Below are 24,704 nucleotides of genomic sequence, written 5' to 3'. Positions count from 1 at the left end.
ATCAAACATCTCATATTATGGAAATCAATGAAAATTTGCAGGCCGAACGAAACCTAAAAGGAACCGAGTTCGAAAAAACAGGAAATTTTGAAAAAGCAATTGAATTATATGAGGAAAATGTCAGGGAAGGCTTTAAAGGAAATCATCCTTATGATCGATTGGCAACACTTTATAAAAACCAAAACGATATCGATAACGAAATACGAATCTTAGAAAAAGCCATTATTGTCTACGAAGAAATTACCATCGAAGACAGGATCGAAGGACTGCCAAAACTCTTTCGATTCAAAAACAGATTAGAAAAAGCAATACACACTAGAAGTTTACTATTGAAACAAAAGAAAAGTAAACTCAAATAAAAGACCGTTAGCATACCTCATCATGACCAATCAAACAGTAGCCCAAAAAGTTGGACAATTTTTTTTTCCGGCTGTTTTTATAAACGATACCGAAGAGCATATTCAGGAAACTGAACGTTTAATTGCAACGCACAATATTGGTGGGCTAACTTTTTTTCATAGTCGTGCAAGTGCCGCTACAAATTACGAAAGCAAGAAAAAAATAGTTTTTAATGACGATAGTTATCAAAAAATAAAAGAACTGATTGTTCGCTATCAAAAGTGTGCTCCTACTCCGCTTTTGATCAGCATTGATGCAGAATGGGGACTGGCGATGCGTATCGAAAAAACGCCTCAATATCCTTACGCAATCACGTTGGGTGCTTTACCCGAGAACAAATCAAACTTGGTTTATGAGGTAGGAAAACAAATTGGTCTGGACCTAAAAGCGGCCGGGATTCACTACAATTTATCACCTTTGGCAGACATAAACAACAACCCCAACAATCCTGTAATTGGTTATCGCTCGTTTGGCGAAAATAAAGAAAAAGTAGCCAATTTTGCTGTTGAATATTTACGTGGAATGTCGGATGCTGGTATTTTGGGATGTTTGAAACACTTTCCCGGACACGGAAACACCAATGTCGATTCTCACCTGGGATTACCTGTTTTGAATGAAACTTTGGATGAATTAATGCACAACGAATTGTATCCTTTCATCAAAGGAATAGAAAACAATGTCGACTCTATTATGATCGGTCATCTGGCTGTTCCGAGTTTGAATGACGGCAAAAACACATCGGCAACTTTATCACAAAATGTTATCCAGCATCTTTTGCGCGAGCAATTAGGCTATGACGGATTAGTGATTTCTGATGCTCTGAATATGCACAGCGTTTCGACGTTATACCCGACCAAAGGACAATTAGAATGGGAAGCTTTTAATGCCGGAAACGATGTTTTATGCTTTGCTGAAAATGTCGCCGAAGGAATCGAAGAAATCCTTAAAAATGCAACTGTGGAACGCATCGAAGAAAGCTTCAACAGAATCTTAAAATGTAAAGAAAAAGTTGGTCTAATAAACGGTACTTTTAGAGCTTCGGGAGAATTAAATTTTGATAATGCTTCTGCTTTAAACCTAGAAATTGCAGCAAATTCAATTACAAAAATAATTGATAACGCAAATCATGATGTTGTTTTTGAGGCACAGAAAAACAATCAGTTAGCCAAACTAAGTTTGTACAAAAACATCGAAAATACGTTTTTTAATACTTTAAACTCCAACTTAAAATCACCGGAATTTGCCTTCGAAGACCTTGAGAAAACTACTGTTTCCAGTATCGAAAAGAATTTAGAAAACTTCGAAACTATTATTATTTCTTTGTTTGTTCCAAAAGCAAAACCGATGAATAATTTCGAAATTGATGATGACATTCTAACGCTGCTTTCCAAATTATTACAAACCAAAAAATGCATTGTCTACGTGTTTGGTAATCCGTATGTTTTGCCTATTATTCCAAATCTAGAAAAAGCTTCCGGACTGATAGAAGTTTATCAGGATTTTGAAGAATTTCAAAAAAATGCGGCAATACAACTTTTAGAAAATAAAAACTGTTTCGGAAAATTACCCGTAATAATTAAAATTCAATAAGTTACGAAGTCAATCTTCTTAAATATAGATACAAACTATCATTGAATAAGTATTAATAATCACACACTATTAGAAGTAAGCCTTCTTGTGAACTACTTTTGCACCATATTAAATTTTAACTTAAAACGAAAAATATGTCTTTAGTAGGAAAAAAATTCCCAAGTATTGCAGTAGATGCTATCTCAGAAATGGGTGACAACTTAAAAATCAATATTTTTGAAGAAGCAGTAAACAACAACAAAAAAGTCCTATTGTTCTGGTATCCAAAAGATTTTACTTTTGTATGTCCAACTGAATTACACGCCTTTCAAGCTGCATTACCTGAATTTGAAAAAAGAAATACAATCGTAATCGGAGCTTCATGTGATACCAACGAAGTACATTTTGCTTGGTTAAACACTCCAAAAAACAATGGTGGAATCGAAGGTGTAACCTACCCAATTTTGGCCGATACCAACCGTAACTTAGCTAACATTTTAGGTATTCTTGACATTGAGGCTACCAGCTATAGCGAAGAAACTGATTCTGTAATCATCGAAGGTTCAAATGTAACTTACAGAGCAACTTACCTTATTGACGAAACTGGAAAAATCTTCCACGAAAGTGTAAACGATATGCCACTAGGTCGTAACGTAAACGAATACTTGCGTATGGTGGATGCTTACACACACATCCAGGTAAAAGGTGAAGTTTGTCCTGCAAACTGGGAAGCTGGTAAAGAAGCAATGAGCGCTGATAGAATTAGTACTGCTGAGTATTTGAGTGCAAACTAGTCTTTTTTAAGGTTCTAAGGTTCTTAGTTGCTAAGTCTCTAAGATTTAATACTCGAACTCAATTAGCTCCTTAATAAATTACATCTCTAAATAAAAGTCACAAGGTTCTAAGATCAAAAACTTAGAACCTTAGCGACTTAGAACCTCCAAAAAACAAACAAATGTTAATCGACTTAAACGAAGATACGTTAGCAGATTTAGTTGCTAAAAACGAAAAAGTAGTAGTACAATATTCAGCTTCATGGTGCGGAAATTGTCGTATTATGAAACCAAAATTCAAAAAATTAGCGACAGAAAATGAAGCGATAACTTTTGTTTTGGTTGATGCTGAAAACGCTCCTGAATCCAGAAAATTAGCCAATGTAAGCAACTTGCCTACTTTTGCGACTTTTGTGAATGGAAAATTAGTTGGCGAAACGCAAACCAACAAACAAGAAGTTTTAATCGACTTGGTAAACGCAATTGCTTAATAAATATTCAATATGAAATTACCAGTAATAAAGCAATTGACTCAATTTATCGAAGAAAACGATCAGGATTACATCATAGAAACCATCGAAGTTCTTGAAGCAATGACAGAGATTCCGTCTCTAAAAGACGAAGAATTAGACGTTATCGGCGAATTGATCTCGAACATGTACGGTGCGCTTGAAGTACACAAGATGGTCGTTCAGGGTACAGACAAAAAAGAAGCTCTAAATGCGTTTATGAAACGTGTTTTAGGCGCTATCGATAAATAATTGAGCACTACAAAACATGACCTTATAAAGCGTTTCTTCATCTAGAAACGCTTTTTTTTTATATCTTAAAATCATACTTTGGGCGAGCCACCATTAGAAAAAGGGGCCAATCTACTTTGTCTTCATTCGCCCCTTTCCCTAATGCTGTCGGGCTGTTTGCGCTACTTCGGTAGCCAGCGTCCATCCCTCTCGCGGTCAAAAGCGAGAAGTAAAAACTTTGCAACAAAAACTGTAATAATACATTTTCTCTTTCACCTCAAAAATAACCCGAAACTTTAGGACGACAAAATTTCAATAGATTTTAATTATTAAATTAGAACAAAACCTACACAATTTAAAGGAAATAAATCCGTTTAAATTCATGAAATTAATGTGCCCAGAACCTGTATCAAGACTAATCTTAAAACTCTACTAATTCTGCGCACAACCGCTAATAAATACTTTTAGATTCAAATATTAATCCTTACTTTTGAACCTCATAAAAAAACAAACAAAATGGCTTCAATAACTTTAGGAGGAAATCCTATTCATACTTCTGGCGAATTACCAACTGTAGGTTCTCAACTTGCTGATTTTAAATTGGTACAAAACGACTTATCAACAGCTTCTTTGAGCACTTTTGCAGGCAAAAAATTAGTTTTAAATATATTTCCAAGCGTTGATACAGGAACTTGTGCCGCTTCTGTTAGAAAATTCAACGAAAGTGCAAGTAAGTTAGAAAATACAACTGTTCTGTGTATTTCTAGAGATTTACCTTTTGCTCAAAAACGTTTTTGTGGTGCAGAAGGACTAGAAAATGTAGTAAACCTATCTGATTTTAAAGAAGGATCTTTCGGTAAAACCAATGGTTTAGAAATTCTAGACGGTCCTTTGGCCGGATTGCATTCAAGAGTTGTAATTGTTGTTGATGGTGATGGAAAAATACTTCATGCCGAACAAGTTGCAGAAATTGCAAATGAGCCTAATTACGAAGCAGCTTTGGCTGTGCTCTAAAACCCAATAAATGGAGTTTAAAAAAGACAATACATTTGTTACAGGACGATTAAAAAGCATGACATATGCGTTTAATGGGGCTGTAAAATTGATACGAACAGAACACAGCATCATGGTACAATTCTCACTGGGAATTTTCATGACCATTGCTGGGTTCTATTTTCATATTTCTCAAACTGAATGGCTGTGTCAAACATTGGCTATCGGCTTAGTAATGAGCATTGAAGGATTGAATACAGCGGTAGAAAAAATTGCCGATTTTATACATCCTAATTACCATGAAAGAATTGGATTTATTAAAGATATTGCTGCAGGAGCAGTATTTTTTGCCGCAATGACAGCGATAGCAATAGGTTTGATAATATATATCCCAAAATTTGTATAGGCAAAAGTAAACGCAAGAATGGCTAAAACAACCAAAAAAGAAACTAACAATAAAAAAAACGAACCAAAAGCTGAAGGTCAAAGATCTTGGAAGCTAACCAAACAGCACAAATTTGTTGTAGGTTGTCTTTTGGTACTTTTTTCAGTAGCATTATTAGTTGCATTTATTTCCTTTTATATCAACGGGCAATCTGATCAAAGCGTTGTAAACGAACTTGGAGATCGTTCTCAAACCGTGCAAAATTGGCTCGGAAAATTTGGAGCTTTTCTTGCGGATGGTATCGTATACAAAGGCTTCGGAATTGCTTCCTTTATTTTGGTGCGACTATTTTTCCTTACGGGAATGTTTTTAGCACTGGAACTTTCGACCAAAAAATTAAAAAATATTTGGTTCTGGGATTTATTTGCCATCATTGTTGTTTCTATATTATTTGGATTTTTCGCCACATCTGCCCCAGAACTAGGCGGAACCATTGGTTATGAACTCAATTTATTCTCGCAGGACTACATCGGAAAAACGGGCACTTTATTGATGCTGCTTTTTGGTTTGATTGTCTATTTGATCTTTAAAATTAAATTATCTCCTGAGAAAATTCAGTCTTATTTTGATTCCACCAAAAAAGAATTAAAGTCAGAATTGAGTACCTTGAACAAACCTTCGCAAGCAGATAGCGCCTATAATTTAGAAGAATTTGCAGTCGAAGATCAGGATGAAGAACTGGACAACATCCACCTAAAAACTGAGGACACACAATTCGAAATCAATAAAGAAGCTTTAAAACCGACCATTTCAAATTCGTCAGAAATTGATTTAAATCCTGTTTTAAAACCGCTTCAAATGAGCATCAATCCTGTAACAGAAACTCCCGTACACACGGAAGAATTTGTTATTGAGAAAAATGAAGAAGAAGATATTATCGAAGAAAATCTTGCTTCACGTTTGGTTGCTGATTTTGGATTATTTGATCCAACTTTGGATTTATCCAACTATAAATTTCCAACATTAGATTTATTAAAAGAATATTCTACTGGAGGAATTACCATCAATCAAGAAGAATTAGAAGAGAATAAAAACAGAATTGTAGATACGCTTCGTAATTATAAAATTGAGATTGCACAAATCAAAGCCACGGTTGGGCCTTCGGTTACATTGTATGAAATTGTTCCAGAAGCTGGAATTAGAATTTCAAAAATAAAAAGTCTAGAAGACGATATTGCGTTATCACTTTCTGCATTAGGAATTCGTATTATTGCACCAATTCCAGGAAAAGGTACGATTGGTATTGAGGTTCCGAACAAGAATCCTACAATGGTTTCGATGAAAAGCGTTATTGGTTCGGCAAAATTTCAGGAAGCCGAAATGGAGTTACCAATTGCTTTAGGAAAAACAATTTCGAACGAAACTTTTGTTGTCGATTTGGCCAAAATGCCGCACTTACTGATGGCTGGAGCTACAGGACAAGGAAAATCTGTTGGTTTGAATGCTGTTTTGACCTCTCTTTTATACAAAAAACATCCTGCCGAAGTAAAATTTGTTTTGGTCGATCCGAAAAAAGTAGAGCTAACACTTTTTAATAAAATTGAAAGACATTATCTAGCCAAACTTCCTGATACAGAAGACGCTATTATTACCGACAATGCAAAAGTTGTCAATACTTTGAATTCGCTTTGTGTTGAAATGGACAATCGTTATTCGTTATTGAAAGATGCGATGGTACGTAACATTAAGGAATACAACGACAAATTCAAATCAAGAAAATTAAACCCTGAGGCCGGCCACCGATTTTTACCTTACATTATTTTGGTAGTCGATGAGTTTGCCGATTTGATTATGACTGCCGGTAAAGAAGTCGAAGTTCCTATTGCTCGTTTAGCTCAGTTGGCACGTGCAATTGGTATTCACCTAATTATTGCAACACAAAGACCATCTGTAAATGTAATTACGGGTTTGATTAAAGCCAATTTCCCTGCGAGAATTGCTTTTAGAGTAACCTCAAAAATTGACTCGAGAACTATTTTAGACACGCAAGGTGCTGATCAATTGATAGGCCGAGGAGATTTATTATATACTAACGGTAATGATGTAGTGCGTGTACAGTGCGCTTTTATTGATACTCCGGAGGTAGAAAAAATTACTGATTTTATTGGTTCACAAAAAGCGTATGCAACCGCTTATTTGCTTCCTGAGTTCGTTGGGGAAGAAAATGGCATCAATCTTGATATAGATATTTCTGAAAGAGATACTCTGTTTAGAGAAGCAGCCGAAATTATTGTAAATGCACAACAAGGATCGGCATCGCTACTGCAAAGAAAGTTAAAATTGGGCTACAACAGAGCCGGTCGATTGATTGACCAGCTTGAAGCTGCAGGAATTGTAGGCCCTTTTGAGGGTAGCAAGGCTCGTAGTGTAAACATTCTAGACATGAATGCTCTTGATCAATTTTTTAACAATGAACAAAATTAACACCATCATGAAATTAAAAATTCAAGAAATCAAAAACAATTCTATCGCAAACATGACCAAAAAATGTTTTCAAATGGCAATTTTGCTTCTTTTAAGCTTTGGCACGATTCAGGCTCAAGATAAAAAAGCTAAAGATTTATTGGACCAAGTAACTACTAAAATAAAAAGCTACAATAACATTGTTATCGATTTTAAATATACCTTGAACAATGCCAAAGAAAACATCAATCAGGATAGCAAAGGAAATGTTACCATGAAAGGCAATCAATATTTATTGAATTTTATGGGTGTAACCAAAATATTTGACGGACAAAAAACATACACAATCGTTCCTGAGGATGAAGAAGTTACCATTTCTAAAGTAAACGAAAAAGATGATAATGCCATTACACCATCAAAAATGCTAACTTTTTTTAATTCTGGTTACAAATTCAATATGGATATTGTACAAAATGTTAAAGGAAGAAAAATTCAATACATAAAATTAACTCCTACAAGCACCAAAGATCAAAGAAAAGAAATCCTTTTGGGAATTGATGTGCAAACCAAACACATCTATAATTTGATTGAAACCGGAAAAAATGGTACAAAAACCACTTTAACCGTTAATTCTTTTAAAACCAATCAACCTTTATCAAAAAATCAATTTACCTTTGTAGCGAGTAAATATCCAAAGTACTACATCAATAAATTAGATTAATTACAAGGTTGAAAATTTTAGACAAATACTTACTAAAAACATTTCTGATTACATTTACTACGGTATTTGTAATCCTTTTTTTTATATTCATACTACAGACCGTTTGGCTCTTTATCTCAGAACTTGCGGGTAAAGACCTAGACCTAATACTAGTGGTAAAATTCCTGCTGTTCTCCATGCCTCGAATTATTCCGCTGGTATTACCGCTTTCGGTATTATTGGCTTCTATCATGACTTTTGGTGATTTATCTGAAAATTATGAATTTGCAGCAATGAAATCTTCTGGAATATCACTTCAGAGAGCCATGCGAGTGTTAATTGCTTTTATATTTATTTTAAGCATTGTCGCTTTTTGGTTTTCAAATAATGTGATTCCGTACGCCGAATATAAATTTACCAATTTTAGAAAAAATATTGCTCAGGCAAAGCCAGCTATGGCGATCGCCGAGGGACAATTTAATGATGTTGGCTTCTATAACATTAAAGTAAACAAAAAATCAGGTGAAAACGGCAATATTTTAACAGGCGTTACAATACACGAAAAAGCCAATAACAACGGTGAGAACAAAACCGTTATTAAAGCAAAAGATGGCAAACTAGTAAGTAGTGAAAAGTCCAGCATCTTAAAACTAGAACTCAACAATGGTTATTATTACCAAGATGTTACTCCAAAAAAGTACGAAGACCGTGCAAAACTTCCTTTTATAAAAGGTGCCTTTAAAAAACATATTATCAATATTGATTTGTCTGAATTGAATAAAGTAGACGAAAGCAAAGAAAACATTAATGGAACAAGTGCCATGCTTAATGTTAACGAATTAGGGTATACTTTAGATTCATTAAATAAAAGTTTCAAGAATGAAGTGCTTTCCTTTTCAGAAAACATCAATCAACGTGTTGGAATTTCAAAAACCACACGCTATTTTGCAAAAGAGAAGAAGAAAAAATCACTACCAAACAATCTTTTGTCACTTTACAGTAATAGAGAAAAATTGGAAATCATAAAAATGGCTTCCAGTAATATTACCAGTACCGTCTACTCTATAGAATCGACTCAGAAAGATTTAAAAGATAAACAACGCGATATAAATAAACACCTCACGGCCTTGTACGAGAAATTTGTAATTGCATTTGCTTGTTTTTTAATGTTTTTTATTGGTGCTCCGTTGGGTGCTATCATTAGAAAAGGCGGACTTGGTTTACCGATTGTATTTGCTGTACTGATTTTTATTACATTTCACTTTATCAATACATTTGGAAAAAGACTTTCGCAAGAAGGCGGTATGAGCCCTTTTATGGGAGCCTGGATGTCTTCAATTATTTTGTCTCCATTGGCCATTTTACTAACGTATCGTGCCACCAACGATAACGGATTGATTAATTTTGATGCGTTGACGACTCCTATTCACAATTTATTTCAAAAAATTTCCAAAAGGTTTTTCCCTTCTCAAAATCCATAAATAATTATGTCAACAAATAAAATACAACTTAACACCATTGAAGAAGCTATAGAAGATATTCGTCAAGGGAAAGTAATCATCGTAGTCGATGATGAAGACCGCGAAAACGAAGGTGATTTTTTGGCTGCAGCCGAAAAAGTAACCCCAGAGATGATCAATTTTATGGCAACACACGGAAGAGGTTTAATTTGTACACCACTAACAGAAAGCCGTTGTAAAGAACTTGATTTGCGACCAATGGTAACCAATAATACCGATCACATGGAGACTGCCTTTACTGTTTCTGTAGATTTGAAAGGAAATGGCGTTACTACCGGAATCTCTGCATCAGACAGATACAAAACAGTTTTGGCTTTGACGGATGAAAATACGAAACCACATGATTTAGCGCGCCCTGGACATATTTTTCCTTTGGTAGCTAAACAAGGCGGTGTGTTAAGAAGAACAGGTCATACAGAAGCTGCAATTGACTTCGCAAGACTTGCCGGTTTTAAATCTGCTGGTGTTATTTGTGAAATTCTAAATGAAGACGGAACAATGGCTCGTTTGCCACAACTTATAAAAGTAGCTAAGAAATTTGATTTAAAATTAGTTTCTATTGAAGATTTAGTGGCTTATCGCATGCAACACGACAGTTTGATTGTCAAAAAAGAAGATTTTGATATCGAAACGCGATTTGGAATTTTTAGACTAAGAGCTTACGAACAAACGACTAATAAACAAATACATATTGCCCTGACAAAAGGCACTTGGAATAACGGAGAGGCTATCTTAACGAGAATTCACTCTTCTCAGGTAAATAATGATTTATTGGGTACTTTGACCAATAATGCTGAGCAACAACTTGACGATATGTTTAAGGTGATTAATGAAAATGGTAAAGGTGCAGTAATATTCATCAATCAGGACATGCAGGCCGTTAATTTACTGAATAGAATTGCAGAACTAAAAACACTTCAGGCTAGTGGCACTATGCAAGCTCCAAAAGTAGTTATCGACACTAAAGATTACGGTATTGGAGCACAAATTTTGCACGATATCGATATTTCGAAAATCAGATTAGTATCCAATACAGAACAAACCAAACGTGTCGGAATGATTGGCTATGGTTTAGAAATTACAGAATACGTTAACTATTAAGATATGGGGACTTTAGAAGAAAGAATTATAAAATCGGAGACACATATTTTTAAAGCTGTTTTCCCGAGTACTACCAATCATTATGATACTTTATTTGGAGGCACTGCACTCCATCTTATGGATGAAGTTGCTTTTATTTGTGCAACACGATTCAGCCGAAAAAAAGTAGTAACGATATCAACCGGTCAAATTGATTTTAAAAAAGCAATTCCGGCTGGAACATTAATCGAATTAGTGGCAAAAGTAGTGAGTGTAGGTAGAACAAGCTGTAAAATTCACGTTGATATTTTTATGGAACAAATGTACTCAGAGTTGCGCGAAACAGTAGTTTCGGGAACTTTTTCTTTTGTTGCAGTCGATGAAAATAAAAAACCAGTACCTATCTTAGACGAATTATAGTTACGTAGCATCTATAAAAACTAAATATTAGAATTTAAGGTTTCTATCGCTTTTGTTTTTATTAAAACATCATGAGTTAGTAACATTGTATATTTATGTTGTTAACGAACAGAATGATTTAAACATAGTTATAGTAGGATTATTTATTTGTTGTTTTCTCAGCATGTGTACAACCTCAACTCTACCAGGAGTTCTCTTTACAGATTCAAAGTTTCAAATCTTAATCCATTTAAAATTCTCCATTTAATAAAATGATGGTCTTGTTCAGCTATTCCATTAAGGTATTTACATTACCTGATCACTATTCTAGAAAATTAACAATCATTATAAACTTTAAGAGCGTTAATATTTGAGCCACTCTTGTCAATATTTATTAACCGGGGTTAAAGTTGTTGTTAAACGCTTTGATTAAAAATGACTGAGCACACATCCTATTTCTCATTTTATTCAATAGAAAATCAACCGTGTATTACCAAATTTATCAACTGCTCGATACAAATAACACCACTGTTCTTTAATCTTAACATAAGTTTCATACATCCTCCAACTACTTCAACTCTTAGTTAACGTTTGTTCATTTGTGCTTCAATAAATGGGCTAAAAATTTATATATCCAGCGTTGAATCGTTGCATGGCCAATCTGAACTCAACGCATTTTCATTATCCCTTCATCACGATAACTTAAAGTCAACTTAAGCTTGAAATATACGCCCCGAAGAATAAAGGATTTTGGATAACTATAACCTTTTGCAATCATTAATTTGAGAGTTAAAAAGGAAAATATAAAACTTAACTCTAGATGCGACATAAACTTCAAGCGCTTCAATACACATTTTTTTAATAAATAGTTTACCTAAAATTATTATTGTTTTTGTATTTATAAATAAACTCTTTTACTTGCTTACCTCCAGGTAAATTGTATTTCATTACGATCTCATAATTCCCGTATCTCATAAATTGAAAATTAGAGTTTATAAAACGTTTTGCAAGTAAATCAGTACTTGTGTCACCATTCACATAAGCATTTATAATTTGATTATTTAAATCTACCCAATCTTGTTTGTAAAGTAATGGCATATTATACTTAAACGGAAAATTACCCTTTGTCCATGACTGATTTACGTCATTTTCTATACTTGTCATATAATACGCATTAAGCGGTATTGCTTTAGCAGGAATAATGCCTAACTCATTTGTATCTCTATTGCTGATAGAGTAATTACCATTTAAAGGATAGTCTTTATACAAATACGGAAACACATCAGTTTTATAATATTCATCATTTAATTTAGATTCTGCTGTAATCATGGCCTTATTGTCGCTATACGTTACTCCACTTAGTTCAACTTTATCAAATGCTTCCTGACTTGAAATAGTATTGGTCAGATAAATAACATCTGAATATAAGACACCAAAATTATAACTTTGAGTGTTTATTGCACTCATTTTAGAAATAAATGTCTTGTATTTACTGGTGTTAAATGAGTAAGACAATCTCTCGATACTTCCTTCTGCTTTAGATAATGCATCAGCTTGGTTTTCTCTTACTTGTATGTCATTACCATCATTATTAATTGTGTTTGTTCTTGTAGAGGCTGTTGCATTTCTCGAAGGAGTTTGTTTCAAATTGCTCACTATCGAAAAATTATATTTCTTGTCCTGATCGATATTAGGCAAATCATAATAAACTTCGTTTGAACTGGTACTATAATTAAAAGCAGTAGCCTTTGAATTAGAAGTGCCCTCCTGATCTACTCTAATACTTGTTTCCCAACTTGTATCTTCAAACAAATAATCCTGACCACGTTTTAGCTGAATATACCCTTTTGGATATTCTTCTTCAAGGAAATACTTTTGATCGACCACAGGATACGAATATTGTATGTTGGTAAGCGGAATGTGATTTGGGGCTCCTCCCGTTGTAAAGAGTCTTTCTTCATACTCTGTCGCCACTTTTCCATCTACTTTTATAGGCTGAAAAACACCATTTATCATCTTTTGAAAACTAACTTCAACCTGAACTTTAAGCTCTTTGTTTGGAGGTAAAATATCTGTTGAGACAAAATTAGCTTTATCTTTCATGGAACTCCATTCTAAAATTCCAGGGATTTCTTTTATTCCATCAAAAACTTTGAACTTTTCTAATATTACCTTATAAGTGACATCGCCAGCATCTTCCGGAATTACAAAAGCTTCATTTACTTTCATCGAAAATGCAGCTTGCGGAACTGCAAAAACATCCACATCAGTTGCACTTTGTTTTGGCGTTACATCTGTTATTAATTTTAATCCTCCCAATGGTGATCCATTTTCAAATTGACATTCTTCTCCGATTTCAAATTTAAATCGAAATTTACCTTTTATCAATCCTCCCAAAATATTCATATTACCTCCTACATAACCTCTCATCCAGACTGGATTTGGCAATTTTGCCTGCAATAAAACAGCGGCTCCTCCTGAAATAATTGGAACCTTTAATCTTAAGAAAGATAATTTGATTCTAATTCCTAGTTCTCCCTGCAGGTAAGCATACGATTGCCCATTTGCATACCAGCCATTTATACCTACTCGATCTCCAGTATTAGAACATCTGGCCTCTTGGTAATCTTTTAGCATGATATCAAACCCCATTCCGGCCTGAAAACGAGCATAAAAAAGTAAGAAACTTAAATCTCCAGTATCAAATTCCAAGCTGGCACCAAAGGCCAAACCTCCTCCATTGGCCAATGCATTTTCATCACGCATGTAATCAAGTTCTTTGGCATCGACACCCAAAATTTGCGCAACAACAGGCGGCGGTGGCGGACTTCCGGGAAGCACCGTTCCTGCCATAAAATAACTTGTTGTTTTTAAGAACATTCCGGCAACTCCAATCTTTACACCACATCTGTCATCTGGAGTACCCATGTACATGTACCAATCATTTGGATCTTTATGGAATACACCCCAAACGGCTCTTCCTCCCTCTCCTATCCCAGAAAGGAAATTCCCTGGTGTATTAATATAGACATCTGTTGTGGCATGCATCGAATTATTCTGAAAATCAAATTCAATAGCCGCAGCCATTCTTATACCAACTTGAGCGGATAAATCTCCCGGAATCGCTGCTTTTGCCTCAGGAATGTATTTACTTGCAAAAGAGCCTTTAAGATCATTATCTGTTACTCCCAGAAAACTCTTCTTTGAAGTAACATTCGAAGCTACTTTTCCCATTAAATCGGTAACATTTTTAAGACCAGGTATTGAGGCCATAACATTTGCTTTCCCAAAAATGGCCAATCTATTTACTCCGCCTTTTGAATTAAAAGCGATTTCGAAACCTGCCTCACCATCACAAATTGATTCAGAACCAATATGAAAATAAATCAAAGCTTTTACTCCTAGGCTTATTTTTTCATCTGGTGTGTAACTGAGTCCAGATGGAGAGAAATCACCAATGGCGACATCCTGATTTCGATGCATTTTATAATAGGCTCCGCCACCAAAACCAGTAATCATAAACGGAACACCGGGTGTTGGGGGAAATTTTACTGCAGCATCAAAATACCAATATCTAAAAGTAGAACGCCCAAAAATAGCTTTTGCCTTTACATTTACAATTTCAGCTACATCAACTTCCAGATCAGCATTAAATCCATTTCCATATACAGGATCTTTTTCCATTAAGATAAGACTTCCCTTAATGGTTAATCCGCTGAATTTACAATCAATACTAATAGCGGATAAGTCTAAACCATCATATCGGCTTCGTTGCCTATAGCCATCATCATACATTTTCCCTTTTATCCCTATTCGTGCCGTGGCTCCCGCACCAATGCTTTCCATCAAATTAATCCCTAAATCAAAGTCAATTCGGGAATCATCTCCATTAATAGCAACATTAATATTACCAATCGAAACAGGAAAGTTACCAAAAGCAACTGTACCTTTATAACCCATATTTCGAACAGAGATAATAGGCGAAACGGTTTGTAATTGTAAATTTTCAAAAGAGATTCCTTTAAAATCAACTGTCTTTTTTCCCTCGACCTCTTTATCATCAGACGCTCCTTTGTTGGTACCAAAAGAAACAGTTCCGTTTAAATTCGCCTTAGGTAAAAATCTTCCATTTACTAATTTTAATTCAACAGAGCTATTGGGTAGCAATAAAGCTCTTGCCTTCCAGATATCAAAAGCTATAGAATCTTTTGTTATAACAACCAATTGCTGCTCTTCCATGGATATAAATCCATTATAAGCCAAACCTGCTCTATTGGTCTGAGCTGGTTTGGGTTGAGTTGTTGCTGCACTTGCTGGACTTGCTGTAGTTGTAGTTTCCTTTTTTTCTGATGAAGCTTTACTTATCGGTAAAAGAATCTGACCGTTTAAATTTGCTTTTACAAAGGTATTGGCGGCAATGGTTACATCGATATGATCTAAGGAATAAGCCCATGATTTTTCCTGACTGGTAATTCCCCGATCCAATGGAAAAACATTATCTGCATAAAAAGTTCCTGAAACACCGTATTTATCTATAATCAGATTTTGGGCGCCTACGTGAAGTCGTTCTTTACTTGATGCAGTATCTGTGGTTTGAAATTCTTTCGGAAGACCTACATCAAAAGTTTGAATGAATACTCCTTTCCAAGCCTGAGGAGTCGGTACCAAAAGAGCGTTTTTTGCATAATATTCTGGAAAGACTACCGTGGGATCATTTTTTAAATCACTTAAATCCAATACTGCATTACTGACTAAAAACTGAAAATTACCATCAAAATCTTTCCCATTTCGTTTGTCTTTTAAAGTAAATGGCTGCAAACTTACATTGACCAAAATATCATTCCAACTACTTGCCATAAAGCTAAACTCGCCTCTAACTCTATTAGGAATTTGCACGGTTTTTCCGTTATAGTAGGTTTTAGGAACTGTTAATTTTTTCTCGTCGACAGTTTTTGTTATTGGATCAATTGGCAATATCAAATTTCTTGAAAACTCAATTGCACCAGAAATTTTCATCTCTTTAAAACCATCGCAATCAATTGTTACGTAGGTTAAATCATTGACATTTCCGGTAGCCATTTCAAAACCACCATACAACGAAACCTGCCACTTATTATCACTAAAAGGAATGTCTACATTGCCCAACAACACCAGTTTTGCTTCTCCCATGATACCTCCCTGATGTGATAATTTTACGTTATCTGCACCAAAAAACAATTGCATGGGTTGCCCATTTTTATCCTTTTGCGGTATATCGACTCTACAAAAAACTGTTAAAGTGGTGTACTCTGGTGAAAAAACGGCTTTTGTAATTCCGATCGAGTATTGAACATTATTTACCGTGTTACGAATTCCGATAGGTAATTCTACCAAATCCTGATTTGAAAATTTATCTACCCAACGCTCAGAGGCTTCGATCTTTTTGATAGCGCTGGAAGCTGCACCTAATTCTTTTGGAGGAGCGATATCCTGCCCATAAGAAAAAACAACCGAAAAGATGATAAATAATACCGATAAATGTATTTTGTAAAAGTTTTTCATAAGCAAATAATCCTGTTTTTTTGTAAAATAAAGCATCGTAACTTTTTTAATATTTTAGCCAAATTTCTTTTTTGAAGGAATTTTTCTGATCTTATTTTAAAGAATCATATCCTTTTTAATCCCTAATTATTCTTTAAATATTTGAATTCAACTTCATCATCTTTAACATTTTTAATGGCTAATTCGTGATAAAACGGAATTAATTTTATTTTCAATTCTTCAATTATTTCAATATCTGATTTTTTATCTTTCATCATCTTAAAAAAGTGATTCAACTCTTGATTATTAAAATTCGAAAGATTTTCATTTTTATGAATTTCATCTGCTGGTGTATTTGCCAATATCGAAATCTAATTAAGCATCCATCGATGAATTAATAATGGTTGTAGCTTTTTATTTTTTCGTTCCACCAATTTCAAATAAGAGTTATAACTTGCTTTGTTGGTTATATCTATTTTATCTTCTTGACTCGCTTCATGCAACTTATGTTTATTTACTCTTCCAAGAGCCATAACATAATCTCTTTCAAATCCTTCATCTTTATTGATCATTTCTTCTTTTAGACTTTTTACTGTCTCCAAAATGTATTTGTTGTACCTGTCTAAAATATCATAGTTTTGATCGTAAGCCTTTAAATAATTGAGAGCTTTTTCCTCAAAACTTTTATCATCAGGAGTTAGAGTAGTGAGCGTTAATAGATGTTGCATTTCATCAAAATCTTCCTTTGGTATTGGTCGTAATGCAAGCTGAAGGTCTTCCAATTGCTTTATGATTTCATTTCGCGTTCCTTCATAAATCTTGTCTTTATGTTTTATTTTAAGAACAGGATCTGAAACAATTTTCGTTTCTTTTTTAGGTTCTTTTTTCGCTGGTAATTTTATTTTATCAATTGAATAAGAATAATTTAATGTTGCTGTTAAATCATTAAATTTCTGAGCATTAGAACTGCTTCTAAACATTGAAATAATACTCATATTAAAATTATGCTTTTCCAGCAGCATATAACTATTGTTAAATTTAAGTCCAAACACAGAACTCGAATTATTGTTTCCCTGCGAATTGTTGTAAAGAACACCAAAATTAGTATTCAGCTTGTCTTTGAATAACTTTTTTGAGGCTCCAACTGAAGCTCCGACCGACGAATTATTGTTTTGTGCTACCTCATTACTGGTATAATTAAGTGAACTATTTAAAGCTATTTTCGTTGCAATAAAATTTACCGAATGTGCCAAATTATAATTCTGAACTGTGCTTGCCTGACCTCTGCGTATCACACCACCTTGCTCATTGGCCTGACCAGCAATACTGTAATTGAAATTTAGATTTTGATTCCTTTTTTTTCCGAAAGAATACGACATATTCACATTGGCATTTTGAGACAATTGTCTGTAATCTAATGTATCAGACTGGACTACATTTGGATTATTAATAAGCTCAAACTGATCTAATTTTTTATTGGTATAAGTAGAGAAATTAGAGTAGCTACCGGTAATATTAAGTTGATCCGTCACTCTGTAATTTAAATTTATTGACCCTACAACCCGTTTTGTATCTTGCTTTTTAGCTTTTGCCAAATCATCTCTCTGATAGCCTAAACTTGTAGATATCATGATTTTATCCTGATAAAAAGGACGCGCAAAACGCAATGCAATATTCTCTAAATCGTTATTAAAATATAATGCTCCTAGTGTATTATAATTAGGGTCAATACGCTCGTAGGTTACTCCCACAATACTCTTTTGAATGTTATAATCAAAATTAACATTTAAGGCATTCATGAAACTGGTACTTTCTTTACTCGAAAATAATTTATCTCTGAAATTTCCTCCTGGAAGTTTCTTAACCCTAGTATCATCGGTTAGGACAGACAAAGCATATTCTACATTTAAATTTAAATTTTTGATTAAAGAGGTACTAAAAATCAAACTGTTTACAAAGTTTTGTTTTGGCGTTACTCCCTTATCATCTATTAAAGTTAATGAATTAACATCGTCTTTGGCATAAAAACCAATCCAGCCTATTTTATATTGTGGTTGATCAAAACCTATTTTTGCTCCATACCCAAAACGTTGATATACCGGAGTTCCTCCCGATGCATTTTCCTCTGATACTGCCTTGAGCAATTGCCCTCCCATTAAAGTTATTTTAAACGGACTTTTTGGAGTAAGTTCTAAACCAACTCCCTTAAACGGAAAACCGCTTAATGTATAAGGCGAAAATGTCATACTCACATTGCCAATATAGGCTTTTACCCACTTATATTTAGGCATAATGCTTAATCTGTTAAAATCAAATGGAGCGGTATAGCCTAAATTATTTCCCTGATTGGTAATGCTGTAAAATAACGGAACACTAAAATTAAAAGCACTAATATTCAAATTTCCTGAAAGCAAATAGGTAAAAGGCTCACGAGAATTGGGCATATTAGAAGTGTAATACATCATGTTTGCATTCACATTACCTGTAACTTTAAAATTTGGTTTATAAAAATTTTCTAAGTCTACATCTTGAGCATATCCTTTCCTGCAAAAACTGCAGGCAAAAACAATGCATAACCAAAATAAGATGGTGTTATTCTCTCTCTTCATTTACTGGTTATTGTTTTTGTACTTTGATATCGCACAAAATATAAGAACTTGTTCCGTTCTTTACCATATCTTTAATTTTGATAGCTCCCTTTCTTCCGTCTTGTGTTTTAAACAAAATTATTCTTGGAAAAGTAAGACCAAACTCTTGTGCTCCTGCTGCACTATAATTGATAGTTAAAGATTGTAAAGGAGTATCATTTATCATAGTATCAAACTGTCCTTCGGTAAAATTTAAACCACAATTACACAGATTTTGAGAATTTATAAAAATGGTACTTTGAGCATTTTTTAGTGCCAAAAAACCATAATTATTAGCCTGATCAGGCGAGATAAATCTATTATTGGTAAGATTGCTGTTTAATCCCTGAAAAACAATATCTATTAAACTGCTATTCTGATCGTTAATCTCATTTGCTTTGTAAGACTGTCTTGTAACTGTCGAGAACATTGCCCCAACATTATTATTGTTATGAGCCGAATTTATTCCCAATTTAATGTTGGTTAAAATACGTAAATTCGTGTCTGGCAGCACTGTAATTATCGATTTATAAACCTGAGTTGTTTTATCATTAAAAGCTTCTAATGTAACTTCATGACTACCTGCACTTGTAAAAACAACAGTAGGATTTTCTTCTGTTGAAATAGCTGGATTTCCACCTTCAAAAGTCCATTTATAGTTTGTAGCACTCGCAGATTTATTGGTAAAATTAATCGTGACAGGAGCCTCGTAATCATCATCTTCAAACTTAGGTTCATACGAAAACAAGCTCACTAAATAAGGAGCAACAGTTACGGTTTTAGTTTGTTTTTCTGATTCAAAACCATTAGATACTGTTACGGTTATTGTATGATTACCCGGAGTTGTAAACACAACATTTGGAGGTGTTTTTCCTGTAAAGGTTGATGGCATTCCGTCTTGAAAATCCCATGTAAAAGTTAATCCTTCTCCTATAGTAGTATTTTTTAAAATTACCTCAACTGGAGAATAATTACTTTTTACGATTTCGTGCGTAAACTCAATATTAAGCCCTTCCTTTATTGTGACTGTTTTACTAATTTCTTTACGCTCTCCATCTACATTTTTAGCCACTAATTTAATGGTATAAATACCTTGTTTGTTATACAATATTTCACCTGGATCTTTTTTTGATGATGTACTAGGACTACCACCCTCAAATGTCCATTCGTACGTATCTGCGCCAGCAATTTTATTATCTATTTTAATAATAACAGGTATCGATTCGTCTTCGTTGGCATACGAAGTCGTAAAATCGCCCTCTACGACTATAGCGGTTTCCTGATAACAAGAAGTAATAACAATAAATAAGAGTAAGAGTAAAGTTTTTTTCATTCAGTTTATTTTAAAACATTACAGCTTTTAAGGGCTGTAATGTTTTTTTTATATTCTATAGAAATTCTGCTGTCAAAAATTACAAAATGCGTTTAATAATTTTATCTGTAGCAATAGCCCAAACAAGATTGTTTTTATACGCAATGGTCTTGATAGGCTGATCGTGCGTATAATCAAGCGTCCATGTTGTAGCTCCGTCAACCGTTTTGTATATTTTATTTTCTAAAACTGCCCAACCTGTATTTGCATCTTTAAAGGCGAATTTTGTAAACTTCTCTCCAGTATAAACTTTTGCCCAAGTATCACCGCTATTTGTTGTTTTATAAAATTTGCTATCATTTACTCCCCTGATTAAAACAAAACCATTTACAGCATCTGCAAAAAATATTTCATGAATATAAGAATCCGGTTCATTTACTAAATAATGCTCTTTCCACCCATCTGTTTCATTATTTTTAAATAAAATAAAAGGATATTTGATTGCATCTACTGTTTTTTGACCAGCCGTCCAGATATGATCATTATCAATTTCAACAGATCTGATAACAAATCCTCCCTTATAGCCTTCGTCGTTTAAATGAGCATCATAGACTTGTATAAAGTCAGTTCCATTAGAGGTTGTGTAAACATCCCCTCGTTGAGAAACGATAGTTCCTTTTTGCAAATTATCATCAACATACGCGCTATAAATCCCAGGGTTTGCTGAGTTAATTTCAGTCCATAAACGAGTTCCATAAGCGATTCCTCCTGTATCAGGTAACTTATAAACTCCAGATCCCGTACTTCCTATATAACCTTGTATCCAGCCAGAACCATTAGACAGAGCATGAAAACCAGAGTTAGAACTAGAAATAGTTGACCATTGGCTCCAGCTTATTCCTCCATCAAGAGTCCTGTAAACTACATCTCCACCATTACTAGTAACAGCATAATATATAATTTTATTATTTAAAAATTGAATACGTCCAATGTCACCCGCGGTTTTGTTTGTATTTGGAATAGTAAACCAAGTATTTACAACCGATTTTGGTAAAATTCCGATATTTCCGTTGTAATCATTTTTTACCTCATTTAAAATCTGCTTACCAGCGATTGTCAAAATAACTTTAGGCAATGTTGTTTCGCTTTGAGGCAAGGTAAATTTAATTTCGGCAGCTGTAGTCGAAACAATTGTTGCTGCAACGCCATCAAAAGTTATTTTGATATCGCTCATTTTATCTGAAAAATTCTCCCCGTAAATGCTAATTGTTTCTCCGGTTTCTCCTGCGTTTTTAGAATATGATGTTACTTTTGCTGTCTTTATGATGACAACCGGTGGTTCAGGTGTTGGCGTTGAATTATCTCCTGAATCTGAACTACAACCACTGATTATTAAAACAAGCTGCAATACTGCCACTAATAAAATTCTTTTTTTCATTTTTTTATTTTATAAATCCTAATTAACTTATTTATTTTCTATTCTCTGAATATTGATTTCCTAAAGTATACCCATTGCCAACTAATACTCTTACAATATTCATAGGGGTTATATCTTTACTCATTTTATACCCTATTGGATTACCTCTATTGTCAAAAGCGGCTTTAAAAACTTTATTGTCATAGGTAATCAATTCTTGGTTTAAAAATTTATTATAGCCTGAAACCATAGCTCCTTTTGCATACCAAGTGGCAATTTTATAATTGTCTAAATCCATGATTTCATACATCAACTCTCCATTACTTGCTGGAGATGTCATCTTAATGTAACCTATTTTTTTATCATTGGGATCCTGATTTTTTGCCTTTACACTATAAATAACACCTGTATCGTCAATTGTTAACTGATAGGCGTCTGCAAGACGATTAGCATTATCTATATCACCTTGAATTCCCAAATGTTTTGCTGCTATACCTGCTGATTCTCCATTTAGAAAGTTTTCTATTGACTCGGCATTTAAGCCATCAGCGGTCATATAACCTCGATCCATTAATTCATAGATAATACTTCTGTCATAATTAAAGGCACTGAATTTTCTGCTTTTATTCTTAAACTCTAATTCGTTTGTTTTTCCTGTTGCTTCATTTTTAATTTCTATCCATGGAAGCGTCATCGAATCAGAATTAGGAGCACTCTTTAATTCTGCTATAACAGAAGAACTTTTATCTAAATTATAAATCTTAAAAACCGGTTTTTTACCTTCGATATAACCAATTGTTTTTTCATCTAGTTTTATTTCTCCTTTATCGATCTTAATTTTTTGTGCATACACACCAACTGTAAGCAAAAATGCTACTACTGTACAAAAAGATTTTTTCATTTTTTTTATTAATTTATTATTTTGATTTTATTTCTATTACTTTTATTAGCTTACTTCTGGGGCATTAACGTTTAAAAAAAATATCATAGCATTAGAAATTGTTTGTGTGCTACAAAGTCCTCCCAATTCGCTATTTTTTTACTACATTTAAACTCATTATTCATTTACTTTTTTGTTTACCCTGCCAGTTTGACATTCTGCTTTTTTAGGTCATTTCTCCTTCACTCTTCCGTCACTCCTCCGTCTGAAGTTTGTTTCGATGTTTTAGTGTTTTTGCTCTTTTTCTGTCACATTGTCAGTTGTTTCAGTAGCTTAATTTCATTGACTATTCTTTATAATACAGCGCTTTGTGTTAGAAACAATTTACCGCTGTGCGAAGTCTTCCGACTTCGTGCCTGATACAATATGTTTTTTTATTTTTTTATTTTGCCTACTTTTTCCTTGCTAGCGCGAGCATCTTGCTCGTGCACACAATCTAAATCAATTTATATCTGATACCTTTACATAACCTGTTCATCGTTTCCTCAATGTATTGCTAAACTGTGTTTCTAGTTTACCAGATTGGTAACAACTTTTTTTCGATTGATTACTATGAATTTAGTTTAGCATTTGCTCCCCACTTTCAAAAAACGAAATTTCAATGAACGTATCTTATCTTTTCATTTGCCATGAAATAACTCTCTTTGCGTTCACGAGCAAGATGCTCGCGCCAGCAGGGGGAACTAAATCATAAACTTCCTCTGATATATCTTTCACTAAAATATCTTTATCAATATTTATCAATTCTCTATTTAATATCTCTATCTCTTCTATAATTTTATAGTTCTTTCGTGGATCTCTTAGGGTTAGAATTATTATTTATAGAAATAGTTTATAATTATCTATTTTTTCTTTTAACCTATTTGCTAGATAAATATTTCCTTCTTTTAAGGCATCATAAATAAGTAAAGATTCTTTATAATATTCTATTTTTCTTTCTAGTGTCCAGTAATACGGAGGAGCATATAAATTACATATTCTATCTGCCATTTTAACTGACCAAACTTCTTTAGGCTGCTGCTTTATTTCTAACAGACTCTGTTTCATTTGAACAAGTTTGTCTTTTATAGCAATATCTTTAGATAAAGCCGCAACTGCATTTGCAACTTGTTCACCAAATAGATCGTTAATTTTTTCAAATGAAAAATTAGTATCTTCTAAAGTATCATGTAACATTGCACAGGTTATAGAAAAATCGGGATTCATTGTTTGATCATAATTCAACGATTGTATTATTTCAAACACCACACTTCCTATATGATTAATATATTCAATTTCTAGTCCTTCTTCGTCTCCTCCATATTTTTGTCCTTGATGTAATTTAGAAACTAAATACCATGTTTTTTGCAAGTTATCTATTGACCAATTCTTCATAAAGCTATCTTAAATCAAATTTATATACATCTTTGTACACTTCCATTATATAATCAATGCTGGATTCAGCTTCGTTAATTCCTTTTTCAATATCTTTTTTATTACCACCCCATAGTATCCATGAAGCACCATTTTTATTATTATTATTGTAATTTTCTATAAAGCGTTTTTGTGTTATCTCAATTTTTAAAAATCTTAAATCTTCTTTATCAATGATAATTATTTTCATTTTCATTTTTTCATACTTATGAAAAGAGTCTAAAATTTCTGAATCGATTTCAATAAAATCGTGCGTTTCTAATTCTGTCAATTTATATTTAATTTCATTCAATAAATATAAAATACATTCTCTTTCTGTCATATTTCAATTAATTTAATGAATTTATCAAAATATTCAACCTATCATTTCTCAGATTTATTTCAACCCTTTTGATAAAATTCGAATGATTTTTCTAAACTTGAAAAAGGTAACGTTTCTAGTAATTCATTTGAA

At 33.6% G+C, this 24,704-nt stretch carries 21 protein-coding genes; 12 read left to right on the top strand and 9 right to left on the bottom strand.

Annotated features, from left to right (window positions below):
- Positions 1-17: 17 nt before the first annotated feature.
- The 12 genes from J3495_RS05180 to J3495_RS05125 all read left to right on the top strand — a co-directional run bounded on the left by J3495_RS05180 (position 18) and on the right by J3495_RS05125 (position 11,042).
- Positions 18-359: a hypothetical protein gene (locus J3495_RS05180; protein WP_210665508.1), complete on the top strand. Its 342-nt coding sequence runs from the start codon at positions 18-20 to the stop codon at positions 357-359.
- Between the two features lie 22 nt (positions 360-381).
- The gene (locus J3495_RS05175) at positions 382-1,989 is read left to right on the top strand and encodes a glycoside hydrolase family 3 protein (RefSeq protein WP_210665507.1); all 1,608 of its coding nucleotides are present in this window, start codon (positions 382-384) and stop codon (positions 1,987-1,989) included.
- Positions 1,990-2,123: 134 nt separating this feature from the next.
- Entirely contained in the window at positions 2,124-2,762 is a 639-nt protein-coding gene (locus J3495_RS05170) for a peroxiredoxin (RefSeq protein WP_210665506.1), read from the top strand.
- Between the two features lie 161 nt (positions 2,763-2,923).
- Positions 2,924-3,232: a thioredoxin family protein gene (locus J3495_RS05165; RefSeq protein WP_072964537.1), complete on the top strand. Its 309-nt coding sequence runs from the start codon at positions 2,924-2,926 to the stop codon at positions 3,230-3,232.
- 12 nt (positions 3,233-3,244) lie between these two features.
- Entirely contained in the window at positions 3,245-3,502 is a 258-nt protein-coding gene (locus J3495_RS05160; protein ID WP_210665505.1) for a DUF6952 family protein, read from the top strand.
- Positions 3,503-3,997: 495 nt separating this feature from the next.
- A complete protein-coding gene (gene tpx, locus J3495_RS05155; RefSeq protein WP_210665504.1) occupies positions 3,998-4,495 on the top strand; it encodes a thiol peroxidase in 498 nt (165 codons plus the stop codon).
- 10 nt (positions 4,496-4,505) lie between these two features.
- Positions 4,506-4,880, top strand: a complete 375-nt coding sequence (locus tag J3495_RS05150) for a diacylglycerol kinase family protein (RefSeq protein WP_210665503.1) — start codon at positions 4,506-4,508, stop codon at positions 4,878-4,880.
- Positions 4,881-4,898: 18 nt separating this feature from the next.
- The gene (locus J3495_RS05145; protein WP_210665502.1) at positions 4,899-7,343 is read left to right on the top strand and encodes a DNA translocase FtsK; all 2,445 of its coding nucleotides are present in this window, start codon (positions 4,899-4,901) and stop codon (positions 7,341-7,343) included.
- Between the two features lie 7 nt (positions 7,344-7,350).
- Positions 7,351-8,043: a LolA family protein gene (locus tag J3495_RS05140; protein WP_236025397.1), complete on the top strand. Its 693-nt coding sequence runs from the start codon at positions 7,351-7,353 to the stop codon at positions 8,041-8,043.
- Positions 8,044-8,051: 8 nt separating this feature from the next.
- The gene (locus tag J3495_RS05135; RefSeq protein WP_210665501.1) at positions 8,052-9,503 is read left to right on the top strand and encodes an LptF/LptG family permease; all 1,452 of its coding nucleotides are present in this window, start codon (positions 8,052-8,054) and stop codon (positions 9,501-9,503) included.
- A 6-nt stretch (positions 9,504-9,509) separates the two neighbouring features.
- On the top strand, positions 9,510-10,643 hold the full coding sequence (gene ribB / locus J3495_RS05130) for a 3,4-dihydroxy-2-butanone-4-phosphate synthase (protein ID WP_210665500.1): 1,134 nt from the start codon (positions 9,510-9,512) through the stop codon (positions 10,641-10,643).
- 3 nt (positions 10,644-10,646) lie between these two features.
- Entirely contained in the window at positions 10,647-11,042 is a 396-nt protein-coding gene (locus tag J3495_RS05125; protein WP_210665499.1) for an acyl-CoA thioesterase, read from the top strand.
- Positions 11,043-11,489: 447 nt separating this feature from the next.
- On the opposite strand, the gene J3495_RS19430 is transcribed toward J3495_RS05125, so the two are convergent.
- From J3495_RS19430 to J3495_RS05080, 9 genes are all read right to left on the bottom strand, one after another.
- Complete coding sequence (locus J3495_RS19430) at positions 11,490-11,582, bottom strand: DDE-type integrase/transposase/recombinase (RefSeq protein ID WP_210665498.1); 93 nt, start codon at positions 11,580-11,582, stop codon at positions 11,490-11,492.
- A gap of 309 nt (positions 11,583-11,891) precedes the next feature.
- Positions 11,892-16,562 (bottom strand): hypothetical protein, encoded by a 4,671-nt coding sequence (locus tag J3495_RS05115; protein ID WP_210665497.1) that lies wholly within the window; start codon positions 16,560-16,562, stop codon positions 11,892-11,894.
- A 122-nt stretch (positions 16,563-16,684) separates the two neighbouring features.
- A complete protein-coding gene (locus J3495_RS05110; protein WP_210665496.1) occupies positions 16,685-16,903 on the bottom strand; it encodes a hypothetical protein in 219 nt (72 codons plus the stop codon).
- A 9-nt stretch (positions 16,904-16,912) separates the two neighbouring features.
- Complete coding sequence (locus J3495_RS05105) at positions 16,913-19,150, bottom strand: porin family protein (RefSeq protein WP_210665495.1); 2,238 nt, start codon at positions 19,148-19,150, stop codon at positions 16,913-16,915.
- A 7-nt stretch (positions 19,151-19,157) separates the two neighbouring features.
- Positions 19,158-20,501 carry a PKD domain-containing protein gene (locus J3495_RS05100; RefSeq protein ID WP_210665494.1) on the bottom strand — a complete coding sequence of 448 codons (1,344 nt, stop codon included), beginning with the start codon at positions 20,499-20,501 and terminating at the stop codon, positions 19,158-19,160.
- Between the two features lie 79 nt (positions 20,502-20,580).
- Positions 20,581-21,918: an IPT/TIG domain-containing protein gene (locus J3495_RS05095; RefSeq protein ID WP_210665493.1), complete on the bottom strand. Its 1,338-nt coding sequence runs from the start codon at positions 21,916-21,918 to the stop codon at positions 20,581-20,583.
- Between the two features lie 31 nt (positions 21,919-21,949).
- Positions 21,950-22,798 carry a hypothetical protein gene (locus J3495_RS05090; protein ID WP_210665492.1) on the bottom strand — a complete coding sequence of 283 codons (849 nt, stop codon included), beginning with the start codon at positions 22,796-22,798 and terminating at the stop codon, positions 21,950-21,952.
- Positions 22,799-23,656: 858 nt separating this feature from the next.
- Positions 23,657-24,211: an HD domain-containing protein gene (locus tag J3495_RS05085; protein WP_210665491.1), complete on the bottom strand. Its 555-nt coding sequence runs from the start codon at positions 24,209-24,211 to the stop codon at positions 23,657-23,659.
- 4 nt (positions 24,212-24,215) lie between these two features.
- Positions 24,216-24,572 (bottom strand): hypothetical protein, encoded by a 357-nt coding sequence (locus J3495_RS05080; protein ID WP_210665490.1) that lies wholly within the window; start codon positions 24,570-24,572, stop codon positions 24,216-24,218.
- Positions 24,573-24,704: the final 132 nt, after the last annotated feature.

Origin of the sequence: Flavobacterium geliluteum, from assembly GCF_017948595.1 — a bacterium.
Classification (GTDB): Bacteria; Bacteroidota; Bacteroidia; order Flavobacteriales; family Flavobacteriaceae; genus Flavobacterium; species Flavobacterium flavipigmentatum.
The sequence above is the reverse complement of the archived record's forward strand: the minus strand, read 5'-3'. Positions and strand labels throughout refer to the sequence as shown.